The organism is Rhodococcus aetherivorans (assembly GCF_011058165.1).
Classification (GTDB): Bacteria; Actinomycetota; Actinomycetes; order Mycobacteriales; family Mycobacteriaceae; genus Rhodococcus; species Rhodococcus aetherivorans.
Genome location: NZ_JAALEG010000071.1, coordinates 15266 through 33561, shown reverse-complemented (window position 1 = coordinate 33561; position 18296 = coordinate 15266). Strand labels below are relative to the sequence as shown.

The window sequence follows — 18296 nt, the reverse complement described above, 5'->3', positions numbered from 1 at the left end:
GACGGCGCCCCGCCGCACCCCGGCCCGGTACCGGCGACCGGCCGTGGCGGTTCTCGCGCTGCTCGTGGCCGTCGCCGCAGCCGGCGTGGCGGTCCGCCTGCGCGCCGGCTCCCCCGTCGTCGACGCGTTCTACACCGCACCGCACCGGATGCCCGATCATCCCGGCGCGCTTCTGCGCGCCGAACCGTTCACCCGCGCCGTCCCCGACGGCGCCGAGGCCTGGCGCATCCTCTACACCACCACCCGCGACGACGACCAGCCCGCCGTGGCCAGCGCCCTGGTCGTGGTCGCGAAGAACGCCCCGCCCGGACCTCGACCGGTGATCGCCTGGGCCCACGGGACCACCGGTTTCGCCGAACCCTGTGCGCCCACCCTCCTCGACGACCCGCTCGGCGCCGGCGCCCTGCCCGCCGCGTCCGCGCTCCTCGACCGCGGCTGGGCCCTGGTGGCCACCGACTACGTCGGCCTGGGCACCGCAGGCCCGCACCCGTACCTGATCGGGCAGGGCGAAGGACGCTCGGTGCTCGACGCTGTGCGTGCGGCCCACCACCTCGACCACTTCGACCTCGCCGACCGCACCGTCGTCTGGGGGCACTCCCAGGGCGGGCACGCGGCCCTGTGGGCGGGGCTGCTCGCCCCCACCTACGCCCCGGACACACCCGTCGCCGGGATCGCCGCGATGGCCCCCGCCAGCGACACTGTCGCGCTGACCACCGGACTCGACACCGTTCCCGGCGGCAGCGTGTTCGCCTCGTACGTCCTCGCCGCCTACACCGCGGTCTACGACGACGTCGACGGCGACACCTACGTCGGGCCCGCCGCCCGCACCCTCGTGCGCGAGATGGCGACAAGGTGCCTGTCCGAACCCGCCGTCTACGTCTCGGTCCTGTCGGCACTCTCGCTCAGTCGCGACCGGTCCGTGCTGCGCACCGGCCCCACCACCGGACCCCTCGGCCGCCGCCTCGCGGAGAACGTCCCCACCGGCACGACGGCCGTGCCCGTCCTGCTCGCGCAGGGCGCCACCGATTCCCTCGTCACCGCCGCCGTGCAGGACGGCTACGTGCGCGACCGCTGCGCCGAGAACTGGGCCCTGGACTACCGCAGCTATCCCGGCCGGGACCACCTCGGGCTCGTCGCCGAGGACTCCCCGCTCGTACCCGAACTACTCACCTGGACCGAACAGCGTCTCGCCGGCATCGCCGCCCCCGGCACCTGCCCCGGGCGCTGACGCGCCGGACGCTCGGCCGCGGCTACTCGGCGCCGCGCATCGCGCGGCACGACCGGATGTCCGTCGCCAGGATCGCCCGCGCCCCGATCTCGGCGAGCCGATCCATCACCGCGTTGTGGCCCTTGCGCGGCACCATCGCCCGCACCGCCACCGACGAGTCGTCGGCGAGCGGTGAGATCGTCGGCGACTCCAGACCCGGAGTGATCTGCACCGCCTCGTCGAGAACCGGCTTGGGGCAGTCGTAGTCGAGCATCACGTACTGCTGCGCGAACACCACGCCCTCGATGCGGGCGACGAGCTGGTTGCGCGCCGAATCGCCGCGGCTCGCGCCCTCCTGCTCGATCAGCACGCCCTCCGAGTCGCACAGCGACTCCCCGAACGCCACCAGATCGTGCTGGCGCAGCGTCCGGCCGGAGCCGACGACGTCGGCGATCGCGTCGGCCACCCCCAGCTGAATGGAGATCTCCACCGCGCCGTCGAGGCGGATGACCGTCGCCTCGATCCCCCGCGCCGTCAGATCACGGCGGACCAGGTTGGGGTACGACGTCGCGATCCGCAGGCCGGCGAGGTCCTCGATCTTCCAGTCCCGGCCCTTCGGCGCCGCGTAGCGGAAGGAGGAGTACCCGAACCCCAGAGCGAGCCGCTCGGTGACCGGCGCCGCCGAATCCAGCGCCAGGTCACGGCCGGTGATGCCCAGATCGAGCTCGCCGGAACCGACGTAGATGGCGATGTCCTTCGGGCGCAGGAAGAAGAACTCGACGTCGTTGACCGGGTCGATAACGGTCAGGTCGCGCGAGTCGGTGCGGCGCCGGTATCCGGCCTCGCGCAGGATTTCGGCGGCGGACTCGGACAGCGAGCCCTTGTTCGGAACTGCGACGCGCAGCATGGACGGTCCTTTCGGCAACGGTGCGAAGAGCAGGGAAGGAACAGGCGGAAGGTCTCGCGGGCACGACGGCCGGCCCCGGGGCGGCTGCCCGACGGCGAGCCGTCACACATGCCCGACGGCGAGCCGTCACAGATGCCCGACGGCGAGCCGTCACAGATGCTTGTAGACGTCCTCGAGCTTCAGACCCCGCCCGACCATCAGCACCTGCACCCAGTACAGCAACTGCGAAATCTCCTCCGCCAGCTGCTCGTCGCTCTGGTACTCGGCGGCGATCCACACCTCGCCGGCCTCCTCGATCACCTTCTTGCCCTGTGCATGGACGCCGGCGTCCAGGGCGGCAACGGTGCCGGACCCCTCGGGACGGGTGACGGCACGCTCGGACAGCTCGGCGAACAGGGAATCGAAGGTCTTCACGGGGGTTCATTGTTTCATGACCGCGGCGTGCTCCCGCACCCAGTGCCGCGACCGCCCCGGGCGCCCGGCCCGGACCGTCAGAACTCGAGGGCGAGGCCGCTGTCGAACCGGCGGCGCCGCCCGGTGCGCGGATCGTCGAACTCGACGGTCCGCGCCAGCAACCGCAGCGGATCCGAGAAATCGTCCGGCGCGCGGCGCCGGAACCGCGGATAGAAGTTGTCCCCGACGATCGGCGCCCCCAGCGAGCTCAGGTGCAGCCGCAGCTGATGGGTGCGCCCGGTCCGCGGATGCAGCCGGTACCGGGCCAGGTCCCCGCGCCGGTCGAGCAGCTCGATCCGCGTCTCGGAGTTCGGCTCGCCGGGCTCCTCCACGGCCGTGAGCTCGCCGTGCCGCTTACGGATCCGGCTGCGCACCGTGCGGGGGAACTCGAGTCCCGGCCGGTACGGGGCGATCGCCTCGTACACCTTGCGCACCCGCTGCCGCTCGAACAGCTGCTGGTACGGCCCCCGCAATCCCGGATCGGTGGTGCACAGCAGCACGCCCGCCGTCATCCGGTCCAGACGGTGCACCGGAACCAGGTCCGGCAGCCCGAGTTCCCGGCGCAGCCGCACCACCACCGTCTCCCGGATGTGCGCGCCCCGCGGGATCGTCGCCAGGAAGTGCGGCTTGTCCGCGACGAGGAGCCCCTCGTCGCGGTGCAGGACCGTCACCGGGAACGGCACCGGCACCTCCGGCGGCGGCTCCCGGTAGAAGTACACGAACCGGCCCGGCTGGTACCGGGTCTGCGCGGTCACCGGCCGGCCGTGCTCGTCGACGAGCTCACCGGCCGCGACGTGGCGGTGCCAGTCCTCGCCGGGCTCGGCGCCGCGCAGGAACCCGAGGATCGTGGGGGCGGGATCGGTGACGGGCAGCCGCAGCCGGTCCGGGCCGAGACCGTCGCGTACCGGCAGCGGCGGCGCAGCCACCGTCAGGGCCCGACCGGGTCCGGCACGCACGCCTCGCACACCAGGCTCAGCTCCCGGCCGTTGACGTCCGGGTGGTTGCGGTAGCGCGAGGTCGGCGCCCGGCACAGCGTGCACCGGCCCAACACCGCCGCCGCGTCCGAGAACTCGACGTTCGTGCGGCCGTCGAAGACGTACAGCGAACCCTCCCACAGCCCGTCGTCGCCGAACGTCTCCCCGTACCGGACGATGCCGCCGTCGAGCTGATACACCTGCTCGAACCCGCGGTTGCGCATCAACGCGGACAGCACCTCGCAGCGCACCCCGCCCGTGCAGTAGGTCACCACCGGACGTGACTTGAGGTGGTCGTAGCGGCCGCTGTCGAGCACCGACACGAACTCGCGCGTGGTCCCCACATCCGGCACGACCGCCCCGCGGAACCGGCCGATCTCCGCCTCGAACGCGTTGCGCCCGTCGAAGAACACCACCTCGTCGCCGCGCTCGCCGATCAGCTCGTGCAGCCCGTGCGGCGACAGGTGCACCCCACCGCCGACCACCCCGTGCTCGTCGACCTTCAGCTCGTGCGGCGCCCCGAAGGTCACGATCTCCGGCCGTACCCGCACCGACAGGCGCGGAAAATCCCGCCCGGTGCCGTCCGACCACTTGATGTCGGCGTCGGCGAACGGCGCGTACGCGCGGGTGCCGCGCACGTACCGCTTGACGTCGGCGATGTCGCCCCCGACGGTGGCGTTGATGCCGTGCTCGGAGATCACAATGCGACCGGTGAGATCGTTCGACGCCGCCAGGGTGTGCTGCCACAAGCGGATCGCCTCCGGATCGGCCAGCGGCGTGAACCGGTAGAACAACACGATCTTCGGGATCGCCACCTCAGCACACCCCCGGCAGGTGCAGCGCGTGCAGGTCCGCGACGGTCAGCCCGTCCAGGGTCTCGCGGAACACCCGCCGCGGCGAGGTCGGCACCTCCGTCAGCGACGGCACCACCAGCACCGTGCAGCCCGCGGCCTCCGCCGCCGCCGCCCCGGTGGGCGAGTCCTCCACCGCCAGGCACTGCGCCGGCTCGAGCCCCAGCAGCTGCGCCGCCCGCAGGTACGGAGCCGGATCCGGCTTGCCGGCCGGCACCTCGTCGCCGCACACCGAATGGTCGAAGTGCTCACGCCCGAGCGTGTCCAGGGCGAACTCGCACAACGTCCGGTCGGTGTTGGTGACCAGCGCCGACCCGAGCCCGGCGGCACGCACGGCCCCCAGCGTCCGACGCGCCCCGGGCCGCCACGGCAGCCCCTGCGCGAACAGCTCCCCCATGCGCCCGTACAGCCACGCCTTCGCCGCGGCCAGGGCGTCGGGATCCGGTTCGAGATCCAGCGCCGCGAACACCGTCCGCAACGCGAACGCGCTCGACGCCCCGATCGTCGCCCGCCGTGTCTCGTCCGTCATCGGCCCGCCCAGGCGCAGCGACAGCTCCCGGATCCCGGTGTCCCACAGCGTTTCCGATTCGAGCAGGGTGCCGTCCATGTCCCACAGGACGGCCCGCAGCGTCGACGTGGTCACCGCACTAGACATTGAAGTACTTCGCCTCCGGGTGATGCAGGACGAACGCGTCGGTGGACTGCTCCGGATGCAGCTGCAGCTCCTCCGACAGCTCCACCCCGATCCGGCCCGGTTCGAGCAGCTCGACCAGCTTGACGCGGTCCTCGAGATTCGGGCACGCCCCGTACCCGAACGCGAACCGCGCCCCGCGGTAGCCGAGCTTGAAGAACTCGGCCACGTCCGCCGGATCCTCCTCGGCCAGGGTGTGGCCGCCGGCGAGCACCAGCTCCTCCCGGACCCGCCGGTGCCAGTACTCGGCCAGCGCCTCGGTCAGCTGCACACCGATGCCGTGCACCTCCAGATAGTCCCGGTAGGAGTTCGACGCGAACAACTCGTTCGCGAAGTCCGCGATCGGCTGCCCCATCGTCACCAGCTGGAACGGCAGCACGTCCACCTGCCCCTCGGCCCGCGCATCCGCCCGCGACCGCACGAAGTCGGCGATGCACAGGAACCGGCCGCGCTGCTGCCGCGGATACGTGAACCGGTAGCGCTCGGCGGCATCCGGATGCGGCTCCGCCAGCACCACCACGTCGTCGCCCTCCGACACCGCCGGGAAGTACCCGTACACCACCGCAGCGTGCGCCAGGATCCCCTCGGTGGACAGCCGGTCCAGCCAGTACCGCAGCCGCGGCCGGCCCTCGGTCTCCACCAGCTCCTCGTAGGTGGGACCGCCCCCGGTGCGCTGCCCGCGCAGCCCCCACTGCCCCAGGAACAGCGCCCGCTCGTCGATCAGGCCGGCGTAGTCGGCCAGCGCCACCCCCTTGACCACCCGGGTGCCCCAGAACGGCGGGGTGGGCACCTCGAGGTCGGCGGCCACATCGGAGCGCTCCGGGACCTCGACCGGCGTCTCGGCGGCCTTACGCTTCTCCGCGATCCGCCGCGACCGCTCGTGCCGGGCCTTGCGCTCGGCGGCCTTCTCCCGCGCCGCGATCGCCTCCGGGCTGTCCGCCGCCGGGCCCTCGCCGCGCTTGACGGCCATGACCCGGTCCATCAGATGCAGGCCCTCGAACGCATCACGCGCGTAGGACACCTGACCCTCGTAGATCTCGGCCAGGTCGTTCTCCACGTAGGAGCGGGTCAGCGCGGCACCCCCGAGCAGCACCGGGAACCGCTCCGCCACCCCGCGATGGTTGAGCTCTTCGAGGTTCTCCTTCATCACCACGGTCGACTTCACCAACAGCCCGGACATGCCGATCACGTCGGCGTTCTTGTCCACCGCCGCGTCCAGGATCGTCGCGATCGGCTGCTTGATGCCGAGGTTGACCACCTCGTAGCCGTTGTTGCTCAAGATGATGTCGACGAGGTTCTTGCCGATGTCGTGCACGTCGCCCTTGACGGTGGCCAGCACGATCCGGCCCTTGCCCTCGTCGCCGGTGGACTCCATGTGCGGCTCGAGATGCGCGACCGCCGCCTTCATCACCTCGGCGGACTGCAACACGAACGGCAGCTGCATCTGCCCCGAGCCGAACAGCTCCCCGACCGTCTTCATCCCCGACAGCAGCGTGTCGTTGATGATCGCCAACGGTGGGGTCGTCTGCATCGCCTCGTCCAGATCCGCCTCGAGCCCGTTGCGCTCGCCGTCGACGATCCGCCGCTCGAGCCGCTCGAACAGCGGCAGCGCGGCCAGCTCCTGCGCGCGGGACTCCCGCGACGACGCCGCCGACACCCCCTCGAACAGCGCCATCAGCTTCTGCAGCGGGTCGTAGCCCTCGCGCCGCCGGTCGTACACCAGATCCAGCGCCGTCTCGCGCTGCTCGTCCGGGATCCGCGCCATCGGCAGGATCTTCGACGCGTGCACGATCGCCGTGTCCAGCCCCGCCTGCACACACTCGTGCAGGAACACCGAGTTCAGCACCTGCCGCGCCGCGGGGTTCAGGCCGAACGACACGTTCGAGATGCCCAGGGTGAAGTGCACCCGCGGATGCCGCCGCTTGATCTCGCGGATCGCCTCGATCGTCTCGATGGCGTCCCGGCGGACCTCCTCCTGACCGGTGGAGATCGGGAACGTCAGGGCGTCGACGATGATGTCCTCCTCGCCGAGCCCCCACCTGCCGGTCAGATCCGCGATCAGCCGCTCGGCGATGCGCACCTTGTGCTCGGCGGTGCGGGCCTGGCCCTCCTCGTCGATGGTCAACGCCACCACCGCGGCGCCGTGCTCGACGACGTGCTCCATGATCCGCTCGAACCGCGAACCGGGGCCGTCGCCGTCCTCGTAGTTCACCGAATTCACCGCGCACCGGCCCCCGAGATGCTCGAGGCCGGCCCGGATCACGTCCGGCTCCGTCGAGTCGATCATGATCGGCAACGTCGACGCCGTCGCCAGCCGGCCCGCCAGGTCCGCCATGTCGACGGCGCCGTCGCGGCCCACGTAGTCCACGTTCAGATCCAGCAGGTGCGCGCCGTCGCGGATCTGGTCCTTCGCGATGTCCAGGCACTTCTGGTGGTCCCCGGCGAGCATCGCCTCCCGGAACGCCTTCGACCCGTTCGAATTGGTGCGCTCCCCGATCATCAGGATCGACGAGTCCTGCTCGAACGGCACCGCCGAGTACAGCGACGACACGCCCGGCTCCGGCCGGGGGCCGCGCTCGGCGCGCTCGGTCGCGTGCACCGCCTCGGCGACCTGCCGGATGTGCTCGGGGGTGGTGCCGCAGCAGCCGCCGACCAGCGCCAGACCGAACTCGGCGACGAATCCGCTCAGCGCCTCCGCCAGCTCTTCCGGCGTCAACGGGTACTCGGCGCCGTTCGCTCCCAGCACCGGCAGACCCGCGTTCGGCATCACCGACACCGGCAACCGGGCGTGCTTGGACAGATGCCGCAGGTGCTCGCTCATCTCCTCCGGGCCGGTCGCACAGTTCAGCCCGATCAGATCGATGCCCAGGGGTTCGAGCGCCGTCAGGGCCGCCCCGATCTCGCTGCCGAGCAGCATCGTGCCGGTCGTCTCCATCGTCACGTGGGTGACGATCGGGATGCGCCGGCCCGCCCGCTCCATCGCGCGGCGGCTGCCGACGATCGCGGCCTTCGCCTGCAGCAGATCCTGACAGGTTTCGACGAGGATGGCGTCGGCGCCGCCGTCGAGCATGCCCAACGCCGACTCGGTGTAGGCGTCGCGCAGCGTGGCGAACGGGGCGTGACCGAGGGTGGGCAGCTTCGTGCCCGGACCCATCGAGCCGAGCACGAACCGGCCCATGCCGTCCGGGCCGGGACCCATCTCGTCGGCCACCTCCCGGGCCAGGCGGGCGCCGCGTTCGGACAGGTCACGGATGCGATCGGCGATGTCGTAGTCGGCGAGATTGGGCAGGTTGCAGCCGAAGGTGTTGGTGGAGACGGCATCCGCCCCGGCCTCGAAGTACGCCCGGTGGATCCCCCGGATGACGTCGGGCCGGGAGTCGTTGAGAATCTCGTTGCACCCCTCGAGGCCGCGGAAGTCGTCCAGACTCAGATCCGCGGCCTGCAACATCGTGCCCATCGCCCCGTCTCCCACGACAACGCGCTGCGAAAGCGCATCGAGCAAGGCAGAGTGCAATGGGGTGGACATGCGTTCCAGACTAGTGGGCGGCCCGTCCGGCTCTCGCCGTAGGCTGGACAGGTGAGTGCAAGCGAGTTCGCCGAGACCCCGGAACCGGACGTGCCGACCCTGCGTGACCCGGTGCTGGTCGCCGCGTTCGAAGGGTGGAACGACGCCGGGGACGCGGCCAGCGGCGCCGTCGAACACCTCGAGCTCATCTGGGACGCCGAACCGTTCGCCGAACTGGACTCCGAGGACTACTACGACTACCAGGTCAACCGCCCCATGGTGCGTCTCGTCGACGGCGTCACCCGCGAGATCGAATGGCCCGCCACCCGCCTGTCGGTGTGCTCGCCCCCCGGCAGCGACCGCGACGTGGTGCTGCTGCGCGGCATCGAACCCAACATGCGCTGGCGCAGCTTCTGCGACGCCATCATCGAGCTCGCCGACGAGATCGGCGTGCACACCGTCCTCATCCTCGGCGCCCTGCTCGCCGACACCCCGCACACCCGGCCCGTCCCCGTCACCGGCACCGCCTACAGCACCGACGCCGCCAAACGCTTCAACCTGGAAGGTTCCCGGTACGAGGGCCCCACCGGCATCGCCGGGGTCCTGCAGGATGCGTGTGTCCGCGCCGGCGTGCCCGCCGTGTCGTTCTGGGCCGCCGTCCCCCACTACGTGTCGCAGCCCCCCAACCCCAAGGCCACCGTCGCGCTGCTGCGCCGTGTCGAGGACGTCCTCGACCTCGAGGTGCCTCTCGGCGAACTGCCGATCCTCGCCGAGGAGTGGGAACAGACCGTCACCGCGATGACGGAGGACGACGAGGAGATCGCCGAATACGTGCGGGCCCTCGAGGAACGCGGCGACGCCGAATCCGACATCTCCGAGGTCATCGCCAAGATCGACGGCGACGCCCTCGCCGCCGAATTCGAACGCTACCTGCGGCGACGGGGCCCCGGCGGCTTCACCCAGTGAGCGCGGCACGCGCCTCGCTGCAGCGTGCCGCCCTCTACGCCGGAGGATTCCTCGGACCCTTCGGCGGTGGAGTCGTGGCGTCCGTGCTGCCGGAGATCGGCGCGGCCACCGGCGTGAGCGCCGGCGCGGCCGCGAGCACGCTCACCGCGTACCTCGGGCCGTTCGCGCTGACCATGCTCGTCTCCGGCACCCTCGGGGCACGGTGGGGACGGGTCCGCACCGTCCGCACGGCGTACATCGCCTACACCTGCGCGTCGCTGGCGTCCGCGCTCGCCCCCACCCTCGGGCTGCTGCTCGCGTCCCGCGCGTTGCAGGGCGTGGCCAACGCCTTCACCACCCCGCTGCTGCTTGCCGCGCTCGCCGCGATCGTGCCGCGGGCGCGGCTGGGCCGCGCCCTGGGCCTGTTCGGGGCGATGCAGGCCGCCGGGCAGACCTCGGCCCCGCTCGTCGGGGGCCTGGCCGCCGAGGTCGACTGGCGGTGGGCGTTCGTCGTGATCGCCGCCGCCGCCGCCGTCCTCGCCGTGATCGGGCTGCCCGAACAGCTGACCGCCCCCACCGGAGAGCCGCCGCCGCGGCTGCGCGACGCGCTGCGCCCCGACGTGTTGCGCATCGGTGTCGTCGCACTGCTCGGCTGGGGCGCCCTCGGCGGCCTGAACTTCCTGCTCGCCTTCCGCGCCGAGGACGTCTTCGGCCTGGCCCCCACCCAGCGGGGCCTGCTCCTGACCGGATTCGGGGTCGCCGGCATCCTCACCGCCCGCCGCGTCGGCACCCTCATCGACCGCATCGGCGCCCGCCGCACCGTCCTGCTCGGCGCACTCGCCGGCGCCGCCCTCGTCGTCGTCGCCGGCACCGCCGGACTGCTGTGGCTGGTCGCGGCCGCCTGGTTCGTCGCCGGCATCGCCTCGCAGTGCGTGCTCGTCGGTGTCAACGCCGCGGTCCTCGGCTCCCGGGGCCGCAACCGCGGCGGCGCCGTCTCCGTGGTGCAGGCCTTCCGGTTCTCCGGCGGCGCCGTCGCCCCGCTGGCGCTGACGCCGCTCTATGCCGCGGCGCCGGTCGCGAGCTTCGTCGTGCCCGCCCTCGTGCTCGCCGTCGTCGCCCCGCTGGCGATGCCACGCCGCGACACCGCCCCCGGCTGACACCCCCACCCCGGCGGCGGTGAGCACTTCCTGACCGCCGCGTAACCCCGGTGCCGCCGATCCGTCACCGCCCCCGGCAACCCTGGACGCATGACCCCAACCGCGTCGCACCCCCACGGCCCGCGCCGACGGCTGCTCGTCGTCGGCAACGGGATGGCCGGCGCCCGCACCGTCGAGGAGATCCTCGCGCGCGGCGGCCGGGACCAGTTCGAGATCACGATGATCGGCGACGAGCCGTACGGCAACTACAACCGGATCATGCTCTCCCACGTGCTGGCCGGCCAGGCCGACGTCGACGACGCCGAACTCGTCCTCAACCCCATGAGCTGGTACCGGGAGAACGGAGTCACCCTCCACGCCGGCGACCGCGCGACCCACCTCGACCGGTTCGGCAAGGTCGTCACGTGCGAATCCGGCCGGCAGGTCCCCTACGACCTGCTCGTCGTCGCGACCGGGTCGAACACCTTCTTCCCCAACATGGACGGCCTGCGCGAACCCGACGGCCGGCTCGGCCGCGGCGTCTTCGGCTTCCGCACCCTCGCCGACACCAACGGCATGCTGCAGATGGCCGACGCCCACGACGACGTCCGCGCCGTCGTCGTCGGCGGCGGCCTGCTCGGCCTCGAAGCCGCCTACGGGCTGCGCACCCAGGGCCTGACCGTCACCGTGGTGCACTCGCCCACCCACCTGATGAACCAGCAACTCGACGAACGCGGCGGCCGGGTGCTGCGCACCGAGATCGAGAAACTCGGCATCACCGTCCACACCGCTACCCGCACCACCGCCGTCCTGCGCGACGACCACAGCCGGGTCACCGGCGTGCAGTTCGCCGACGGCACCGTCGTCGACACCGACATGGTCGTGGTCACCGCCGGCATCCGCCCCAACACCGAATTCGCCCGTGCCGGCGGCATCGTCGTCGAACGCGGCATCGTCGTCGACGACCAGATGCGCTGCGAAGAGGAGTCGAGCATCTACGCCGTCGGCGAGTGCGCCCAGCACCGCGGCGAGGTGTACGGCCTCGTCGCCCCGGTATGGGAGCAGGCAGTCGTCCTCGCCGAGCACCTCACCGGTGCGAATGCGCACGCCGCCTACCAGGGATCCCGCACCAGCACCAAGCTCAAGGTCGCCGGCATCGACGTCGCCTCGATGGGGGTCAAGGAACCCGAGCACGAGGACGACGAGTTCGTCCAGTTCTACGATCCGCGCAGCGGCATCTACAAGAGCATCGTCGTGCGCGACGGCCGGCTGGTCGGCGCGATGCTGCTCGGCGACGTGAGCAAGGCCGCCACCCTCGCCCAGGCCTTCGACGGCAAGCTCGAGATCCCGGCGGACCGCGCGGCGCTGCTGTTCGACCTCGGCGACCCGCAGGGCGCCGACGTCGCCGCAGACCTGCCGGACGAGACCCAGGTGTGCAACTGCAACGGCGTCAGCAAGGGCGACATCGTCGCGTGCGTCCACGACGGCGCCGACACCCTCGTGCAGGTGTGCGCCCGCACCCGCGCCGGGAAGGGCTGCGGCTCGTGCAAGGGCCTGGTCGCCGACATCGTCGCCTGCGCCGCCGGCGGCGCCCTCGCCGAGGACCCCGCCGCGAACTGGTACGTGCCGTGCATCCCGCTCGCCAAACCGGACCTGATCGCCGAGATCCGCCGCCGCGACCTGCGCGCGGTCTCCCAGGTCCTCGCCGAACTCGCCACCGGCGGTCGCGAGGATGCCACTGCCAAGATGCCGCTCGCGTCGCTGCTGCGTACCGTGTGGGGCCCCGACTGGGTCGACGAACGGGGTGCGCTGTTCATCAACGACCGTGTCCATGCCAACATCCAGCGCGACGGCACCTTCTCCGTGGTGCCGCAGATGAAGGGCGGGGTCACCACCCCGGACCAGCTGCGCCGCATCGCCGACGTCGCCGACAAGTACGGCGTGCCCATGGTCAAGGTCACCGGCGGCCAACGCATCGACCTGCTCGGCATCCGCAAGGAGGACCTGCCCAAGGTGTGGGCCGACCTGGACATGCCCTCCGGATACGCCTACGGCAAGAGCTTCCGCACCGTCAAGACCTGTGTCGGCAGCGACTTCTGCCGGTTCGGTCTCGGCGACTCGACCGCCCTCGGCATCGCGCTCGAGGAGCGCTTCCAGGGGCTCGAGACACCCGCCAAGCTGAAACTCGCCGTGGCCGGATGCCCCCGCAACTGCTCGGAGGCGCTGTGCAAGGACTTCGGCGTCGTCGCGGTCGGCGACGGCCGCTGGGAGATCTACGTCGGCGGCGCCGCCGGCGCCCACGTCCGCAAGGGCGACCTGCTCGCCACCGTCGGCTCCGGCGAAGAAGTCCTCGCCCTCGCCGGCCGGTTCATCCAGCACTACCGCGAGAACGCCAAGTGGCTCGAACGGACCTACGACTTCGTGCCCCGCATCGGCATCGACCGGCTCCAGGCACTGCTGGTCCGAGACGAGGAGGACATCGTGACCGGACTCGACGAACGCGTCGGCACGGCCGTGGCGGGATACCGGGACCCCTGGCTCGAACGGACCACCCCGAAGTCGCCGGCGCAGTTCAGCCCCGCGCTGCCGTTGCTCCCGCTGCCGCTGGTGCCGGTCCGATGACCACGACCGAAAGCCGGACCACCGCAATGGAGTACGCGGTCGGCGCGTTGACCGACCTGACCCCGGGCGAAGGCCGCACGTACACGGTGGGCGGACGGCAGATCGCCGTGTTCCTGCTCGGCGACGGCGCCGTCCGAGCCCTGGACGCGGTGTGCCCGCACCGGGGCGGACCGCTCGCCGACGGACAGATCGACGACGACCTCGTCGTATGCCCCCTGCACCAGTACGCGTTCGTGTTCGACACCGGCCGATGCACCGCGCCCGGCATCGACCCGGTCCGCACCTACCCGGCGCGCGTGCACGACGGGCGGATCGTCGTCACCGTCGGGTGAGCGAGGGGTGGCTGTCGCGCCACCAGCAGAACACGTACAGCGTCAGAGCCGCGACGAGGGCGGTGACCACCCACATGGTCACCGCCACGTCGACCCACGACCCGATCGGCGGTGAGCCCGGCAGGATGCCCCGCAGCGGCACCACCGCGAACAGCATCGCCGCCATCCACGCCAGCATGTCGGTCTCCACCGCGCGGCGCCGCCGGAACGTCTGTACCGCGACGAACGCGGCCAGGACCGCGAGGACAACCATCATCAGCAGCAGGATCGCCGCGTACACGAGAGTGCCTCCGGTGCGCGTGAACACCACCTCGGTGCCGTCGACGCCATCGGGAAAGCCGAGCTCCGGAGCGGCGACGACGGTCCCCTGGTCGATCGCCCACCCGTCGATGCGGCCGTCGATCAACACGTCCGACGGCACCGGTTCTCGCTCCGACCCCTCCCCCACATCGGCCTCCACGACGACCGGCGTGACATCGAAGGTGTCGAACGGCCAGCGGATCGCCTGGCCGCGCGCAAGCAGTTCCACCGGGTAGCCGACGGGCACGGAATGGGCCGGGAAGAACAACTCCGACTGTGAGACGGCCGGCACGAGCAACACACTCAGCGGCACGGCGAGCGTGGCCCCGTTCGCATCGAGAAACGAGTCCCCGGGATAGATGGTGACCTCCGCATGCACCCGGTCGACCGTCGGCTGCAGCGACTTCATCGTCACCACCACGAGCACCGAGTCGGCATCGACGTTAACCGGCCGCCATTCCCGCGACTCGTGCGTGCTCACCCCGAACAGGACGAGTACGCCCAGGTATGCGGCCGTCACCGCCGCCCCGAGCGACACCAGCAGAGTCCGGCGAGACGGGCGATTCGGACGTGGCGCAGGCATTCCCGGACTGTAGCCCGCTGGGCCGCTGCCGACTCGTTTGTTCTTGGCGTATTTGGGTGCGGTTTTGTCGTGAAGTGAGGGTGATTTCGGTATTTTTTTTATTTCCGTCAGACTCAGAATATGGATACTACAAAGCGCCAGTCGAGAGCAGGACCCCTCGACTCACCCCAGCCGGCGGCCCGACCCCCTCCTCACGCGTCCGTTCCGCCGTTCCGTCTCCCCCGATCGAATCGGGTTGCCCTCCGGATCAAGATGTCGTGGTGGGGTGCGTGTCGCGGTCTCCTCCCCTGGCCGGGTCGGCCGGATGGCGGTGTGTTCGTGAATTGAAGAGCTTCCGTGTCGTACCGATTACCTATTGTGAAGACATGACAGCATCCGCCCAGCCCACAGAACCGGTCGACAGCGCGCTGGGGCCCCGCCCGGAGCGCCCCATCGACATCTACCGTCGCTCGATCGCCGTGGTGGAAGCGTGTCTGCCCCTGGGCTGGACTGCCACGTCCGACCGCCCCCGCTCCCCTGCCGCCCCCGAGCGCATCCTCGTGACCGCACCCGACGGCGAGTCGGTGTCGTACGCCGTCATCGCGTCCCGCGGAGTGCTCAGCGGGGACGTCGCGCGCATCGCCGCCGAACTGTCCGAGTCCGACCGGGGATTCGTGTGCGCGCACTACCTTTCCGATCCGGTGCGGCGCCAGCTCGACCAGCACGGCATCTCGTACTCCGACGCGACCGGGAATCTCACGCTCGTCGCGTCCCGGCCGGCGATCTGGGTGCGCAACCGGGGCGCCGACGCCGACCCGTGGCGCGGGCCCGGCCGTCCGTCGGGCGTGCTCACCGGTGAACCGTCCGAGCGAGTCGTCCGGGCACTTGCCGACTTCACCGGCGAGATGTCGGTGCCGGAACTGATCCGGCTGTCGGGCGCCTCCACCGGCGCCACCTACCGTGTCGTCGAGGTACTCGGGGAGCGGGAGCTGATCCGCCGCATTCCGCGCGGTCCGATCACCATGGTGCACTGGGAGAAGATGCTGCGAGCCTGGGCAGCGGACCGCAAACCCTGTACCACAAGGGGGTTCGCCGCACCGGACGGCGTCGGCACCGTACGGGCCGATCTCTCCGAACCGCTCGACCTGAGCTATGCGATCACCGGCCTCGGCGCCACCGACTACGCGGCCGCCGATCTTCTCGAGGTGTACGCCGACGACCCGGATGCATTCGCCCAGGCACTCGGTCTGCGCCCCGTCGATCGCGGAGCCGACGTCGTGGTGGCCACGCCGTGGTCGTCGGTGGTGTTCGAGCGGATGCAGCGGCGCGACGGCCTGCGCTTCGCGGCACCGTCCCAGGTCTATGCAGACCTGCTGGCCGGACCGTTCCGCAACCTGAACGCCGCCGAACATCTACTGGCGGCGCTCACCGCCGACCAGAGCGCCTGGCGCCGACCCGTCGGTCGCACCTGACCGCGGTCAGAGGCCCAGCGTGGTGACGGCATTGCCGACGAGTCCGGCGTGCTGGCGGCTGTAGAGCGCCACCATCCGCTCGTCGGAATGCCCCGTCTGCGTCATGATCGTCTGAGTCGTGGCTCCGTTGCGGACGGCCTGGGTGACGAACCCGGCGCGCAGGCTGTGCCCGCCGAGCGTGGCGACCACCTCGGCGGCGAACCCGGCCTGCCGCGCCCGCCGCTGGATCATCGAGTGCACCGACTGCCCGCTCAGGGCACCGCTCCCGACGGCACCGGTGCGGTGGATCGTGCGGAACAGGGGCCGCTCGGCACGCCCCTCCCCCGGCGCCACACCGCGGCAGCAGTGCTCGTCGCCGGCGGCACGATCGTCGGTCAACAGCTCCCGGACCGCCGCCCCACCGTCCGCGTCCCACACGTCGAGCACCTCGCGCCAGCGCCGGTAGGCGCACACCGGACAGGTCCGCGGATCGCGGCCGTACGGAAGCGTGACGGTGCGTCCGCGGGCGTCGCGGTCCGCCTTCGATCGGCGGATCGTCACGTACAGCCCGTCGGACCGATGAGCGACGACGTCGGAGGTGGTGAGGGCGGACAGCTCCGACCGCCGCATCGCGCCGGCCAGTCCGAGCAGCAGCAGGGCGGAGTCGCGGCGCTCGGCTACGCGGTCCGGCCACTCGGTGGCGCCGGCGCGCATCGCTCCGACGATCGCACGGATGTCGTCGGTGAGCAGTGGGGTGCGCCGTGCCGGGGGCGTCGCACGGGTTCGCCGGATGCCGCGCACCACGTCGCGCACCGCCTCGTGGTGTCCCGGCTTCGACAGGCCCGCGAGGGCGTGCACCTTGTTGATCGTCGCGACCCACCGCGCGAGGGTCGACGGGGCGTAGGCCCAGCGCCCGTCGGGTCGAAGCTCGCCCGCCTTCTCGGTCAGGTACCAGCCCACGAGTTCGGGTGGCGCCGGTAGCGGCACGTGGCCCACGGCGTCGCACCACCGGGCGAACTTGCTCCAGTCGCTGGTCAAGGCCGCTCGGGTGTTGTCCGACGCGGCCTTGGCTCGGAGTCGGCGCATCGCCTCCTCCACACCGGCGGGAAGTACCGGCGTGGAGATCGACGCCTCGAGGGACGCGTTGCCCGGCAACTGATTCGTCACGGTGACACCACTCCTCATGCCGAGTCGACCGCCTTCGCGGAACGGACGATACGCGCCTCGGCCGGAAACCCCGCCTCGGCGACGCCGATCAGCGCGGCGCGCCCGGCTCGGGCGCGCCGCGCGAGGGACCGGTCCGTTGCGGTTCACACGCCGCAGCGGGGGTCACCCTCCACGGGTTCGGGCACGCGCGCTTGCGACCGGGCCGGGAACCGTTCCCGGTAGGCGTCGACCGCCCGGCGGGTCTCCTCGGCGACCAGGTCGGCGTTGATCTGGGCAGCGGCGGCCGCGCCCGCCGCTGCGGCCGCGCCGACCTGGGCGGCCGGATCGGTGACGTTCCCCGCCACCCACACTCCGGGGACGTCGGTGCGTCCGGTCGCATCCGCGGGGATGTGCTCTCCGACCCCGGCCGGGTGCTCCACGGCCCGCAGGCCGAGCGCCGCGAGGAAACCGGCGCGCGCCACCATCCGCGGCGCGACCACCAGCGCCTCCCGGGCGATCGTCCCGCCGTTGCTCAGCCGCACCCCGGTGAGGCGGTCGTCGACGATCTCCACGGCGGTCACCTCGCCGTCGACCACCCGGACGCCACGGGCGACCAGCTGCTCCGCCTGCTCGGCGGCAGGCGCCGGCGCGGTGTGGGTGAAGAATGTGACGTCGGCGCTCCACTGCCGGAACAGCAGGGCCTGGTGCACCGACATGGGTCCGCTCGCCAGCACACCGATGGCCCGGTCGCGGACCTCCCAGCCGTGGCAGTACGGGCAGTGCAGCACATCTCGCCCCCAACGCGCCCGCAGCCCGGGCACGTCGGGAAGCTCGTCGACCAGCCCGGTGGTCACCAGCAGCCGGCGAGCGCGGGTCACCCGGCCGTCGGACAGGGTCACCTCGAACCCGCTCTCGCGGCGGGTCACGGCGGTCACGTCCGCGTGCACCACGTCACCGCCGTAGCCGCGGACCTCGTCTCGGCCGCGGCCGAGCAGTTCGGCCGGCGGGATCCCGTCCCGGGCCAACAATCCGTGCACGCCCGCAGCCGGAGCGTTGCGTGGGGCGCCCGCATCGATGACGACCACCGACCGCCGCGCCCGGGCGAGCATCAGCCCCGCATTCAGTCCGGCAGCCCCGCCGCCGATCACCACCACGTCGTATTCGTTTCCGAGCAGATCGCTCATCTCGATCACCTCCACGACGACTATGCGAGC

General features: G+C 71.7%; 15 protein-coding genes. 6 read left to right on the top strand and 9 right to left on the bottom strand.

All coding sequences use genetic code 11. From position 1 onward, the window contains the following. The coding region (locus G6039_RS22785; protein WP_164528120.1) for an alpha/beta fold hydrolase at nt 1-1228 on the top strand (1228 nt) is incomplete at its 5' end. A 22-nt stretch (nt 1229-1250) separates the two neighbouring features. Here G6039_RS22785 and hisG read toward each other — a convergent pair. The 6 genes from hisG to metH form a co-directional block, all read right to left on the bottom strand. Further along, nucleotides 1251-2114 carry an ATP phosphoribosyltransferase gene (gene hisG, locus G6039_RS22780; protein ID WP_006931171.1) on the bottom strand — a complete coding sequence of 288 codons (864 nt, stop codon included), beginning with the start codon at nt 2112-2114 and terminating at the stop codon, nt 1251-1253. Nucleotides 2115-2264: 150 nt separating this feature from the next. After that, nucleotides 2265-2528: a phosphoribosyl-ATP diphosphatase gene (locus G6039_RS22775; RefSeq protein WP_003937712.1), complete on the bottom strand. Its 264-nt coding sequence runs from the start codon at nt 2526-2528 to the stop codon at nt 2265-2267. A gap of 77 nt (nt 2529-2605) precedes the next feature. Then, entirely contained in the window at nt 2606-3493 is an 888-nt protein-coding gene (locus G6039_RS22770; RefSeq protein ID WP_029543743.1) for a pseudouridine synthase, read from the bottom strand. 2 nt (nt 3494-3495) lie between these two features. Continuing rightward, the gene (gene trhO, locus G6039_RS22765) at nt 3496-4356 is read right to left on the bottom strand and encodes an oxygen-dependent tRNA uridine(34) hydroxylase TrhO (RefSeq protein WP_029543741.1); all 861 of its coding nucleotides are present in this window, start codon (nt 4354-4356) and stop codon (nt 3496-3498) included. Between the two features lies 1 nt (nt 4357). Then, complete coding sequence (locus tag G6039_RS22760; protein WP_029543739.1) at nt 4358-5047, bottom strand: HAD family hydrolase; 690 nt, start codon at nt 5045-5047, stop codon at nt 4358-4360. After that, nucleotides 5040-8609 carry a methionine synthase gene (gene metH, locus G6039_RS22755; protein WP_043801865.1) on the bottom strand — a complete coding sequence of 1190 codons (3570 nt, stop codon included), beginning with the start codon at nt 8607-8609 and terminating at the stop codon, nt 5040-5042. Before metH ends, G6039_RS22760 begins: the two co-directional genes overlap by 8 nt. A gap of 51 nt (nt 8610-8660) precedes the next feature. On the opposite strand from metH, the gene G6039_RS22750 reads away from it, so the two are divergent. From G6039_RS22750 to G6039_RS22735, 4 genes are all read left to right on the top strand, one after another. Beyond that, nucleotides 8661-9554 carry a PAC2 family protein gene (locus tag G6039_RS22750; RefSeq protein WP_043801863.1) on the top strand — a complete coding sequence of 298 codons (894 nt, stop codon included), beginning with the start codon at nt 8661-8663 and terminating at the stop codon, nt 9552-9554. After that, a complete protein-coding gene (locus G6039_RS22745) occupies nt 9551-10690 on the top strand; it encodes an MFS transporter (RefSeq protein WP_043801859.1) in 1140 nt (379 codons plus the stop codon). The genes G6039_RS22750 and G6039_RS22745 overlap by 4 nt, the downstream gene beginning before the upstream one ends. A gap of 90 nt (nt 10691-10780) precedes the next feature. Next, a complete protein-coding gene (gene nirB / locus G6039_RS22740) occupies nt 10781-13291 on the top strand; it encodes a nitrite reductase large subunit NirB (RefSeq protein ID WP_043801855.1) in 2511 nt (836 codons plus the stop codon). Then, nucleotides 13288-13623 (top strand): Rieske (2Fe-2S) protein, encoded by a 336-nt coding sequence (locus G6039_RS22735; RefSeq protein ID WP_006931155.1) that lies wholly within the window; start codon nt 13288-13290, stop codon nt 13621-13623. Before nirB ends, G6039_RS22735 begins: the two co-directional genes overlap by 4 nt. Here the strand turns inward: G6039_RS22735 and G6039_RS22730 are convergent. Further along, nucleotides 13610-14506, bottom strand: coding sequence for a DUF4436 family protein (locus G6039_RS22730; RefSeq protein ID WP_231385904.1), 897 nt, complete (start codon nt 14504-14506; stop codon nt 13610-13612). The two genes, G6039_RS22735 and G6039_RS22730, sit on opposite strands and share 14 nt — an antisense overlap. Nucleotides 14507-14871: 365 nt before the next feature. Here G6039_RS22730 and G6039_RS22725 point away from each other — a divergent pair, with 365 nt between their 5' ends. Further along, a complete protein-coding gene (locus G6039_RS22725; RefSeq protein ID WP_029543732.1) occupies nt 14872-15957 on the top strand; it encodes a hypothetical protein in 1086 nt (361 codons plus the stop codon). A gap of 6 nt (nt 15958-15963) precedes the next feature. Here G6039_RS22725 and G6039_RS22720 read toward each other — a convergent pair whose 3' ends face one another. After that, nucleotides 15964-17022, bottom strand: coding sequence for a tyrosine-type recombinase/integrase (locus tag G6039_RS22720; RefSeq protein ID WP_206531260.1), 1059 nt, complete (start codon nt 17020-17022; stop codon nt 15964-15966). A 224-nt stretch (nt 17023-17246) separates the two neighbouring features. After that, nucleotides 17247-18266, bottom strand: coding sequence for an NAD(P)/FAD-dependent oxidoreductase (locus tag G6039_RS22715; RefSeq protein WP_200868125.1), 1020 nt, complete (start codon nt 18264-18266; stop codon nt 17247-17249). Between the last annotated feature and the right edge of the window lie 30 nt (nt 18267-18296).

Excerpts from the sequence above, each read along its gene's own strand:
- hisG (WP_006931171.1), bottom strand. The coding sequence starts at position 2,114 with ATGCTGCGCGTCGCAGTTCCGAACAAGGGCTCGCTGTCCGAGTCCGCC.
- G6039_RS22760 (WP_029543739.1), bottom strand. The coding sequence starts at position 5,047 with ATGTCTAGTGCGGTGACCACGTCGACGCTGCGGGCCGTCCTGTGGGAC.
- metH (WP_043801865.1), bottom strand. The coding sequence starts at position 8,609 with ATGTCCACCCCATTGCACTCTGCCTTGCTCGATGCGCTTTCGCAGCGC.
- nirB (WP_043801855.1), top strand. The coding sequence starts at position 10,781 with ATGACCCCAACCGCGTCGCACCCCCACGGCCCGCGCCGACGGCTGCTC.
- G6039_RS22735 (WP_006931155.1), top strand. The coding sequence starts at position 13,288 with ATGACCACGACCGAAAGCCGGACCACCGCAATGGAGTACGCGGTCGGC.
- G6039_RS22730 (WP_231385904.1), bottom strand. The coding sequence starts at position 14,506 with ATGCCTGCGCCACGTCCGAATCGCCCGTCTCGCCGGACTCTGCTGGTG.
- G6039_RS22725 (WP_029543732.1), top strand. The coding sequence starts at position 14,872 with ATGACAGCATCCGCCCAGCCCACAGAACCGGTCGACAGCGCGCTGGGG.
- G6039_RS22720 (WP_206531260.1), bottom strand. The coding sequence starts at position 17,022 with ATGCGCCGACTCCGAGCCAAGGCCGCGTCGGACAACACCCGAGCGGCC.
- G6039_RS22715 (WP_200868125.1), bottom strand. The coding sequence starts at position 18,266 with ATGAGCGATCTGCTCGGAAACGAATACGACGTGGTGGTGATCGGCGGC.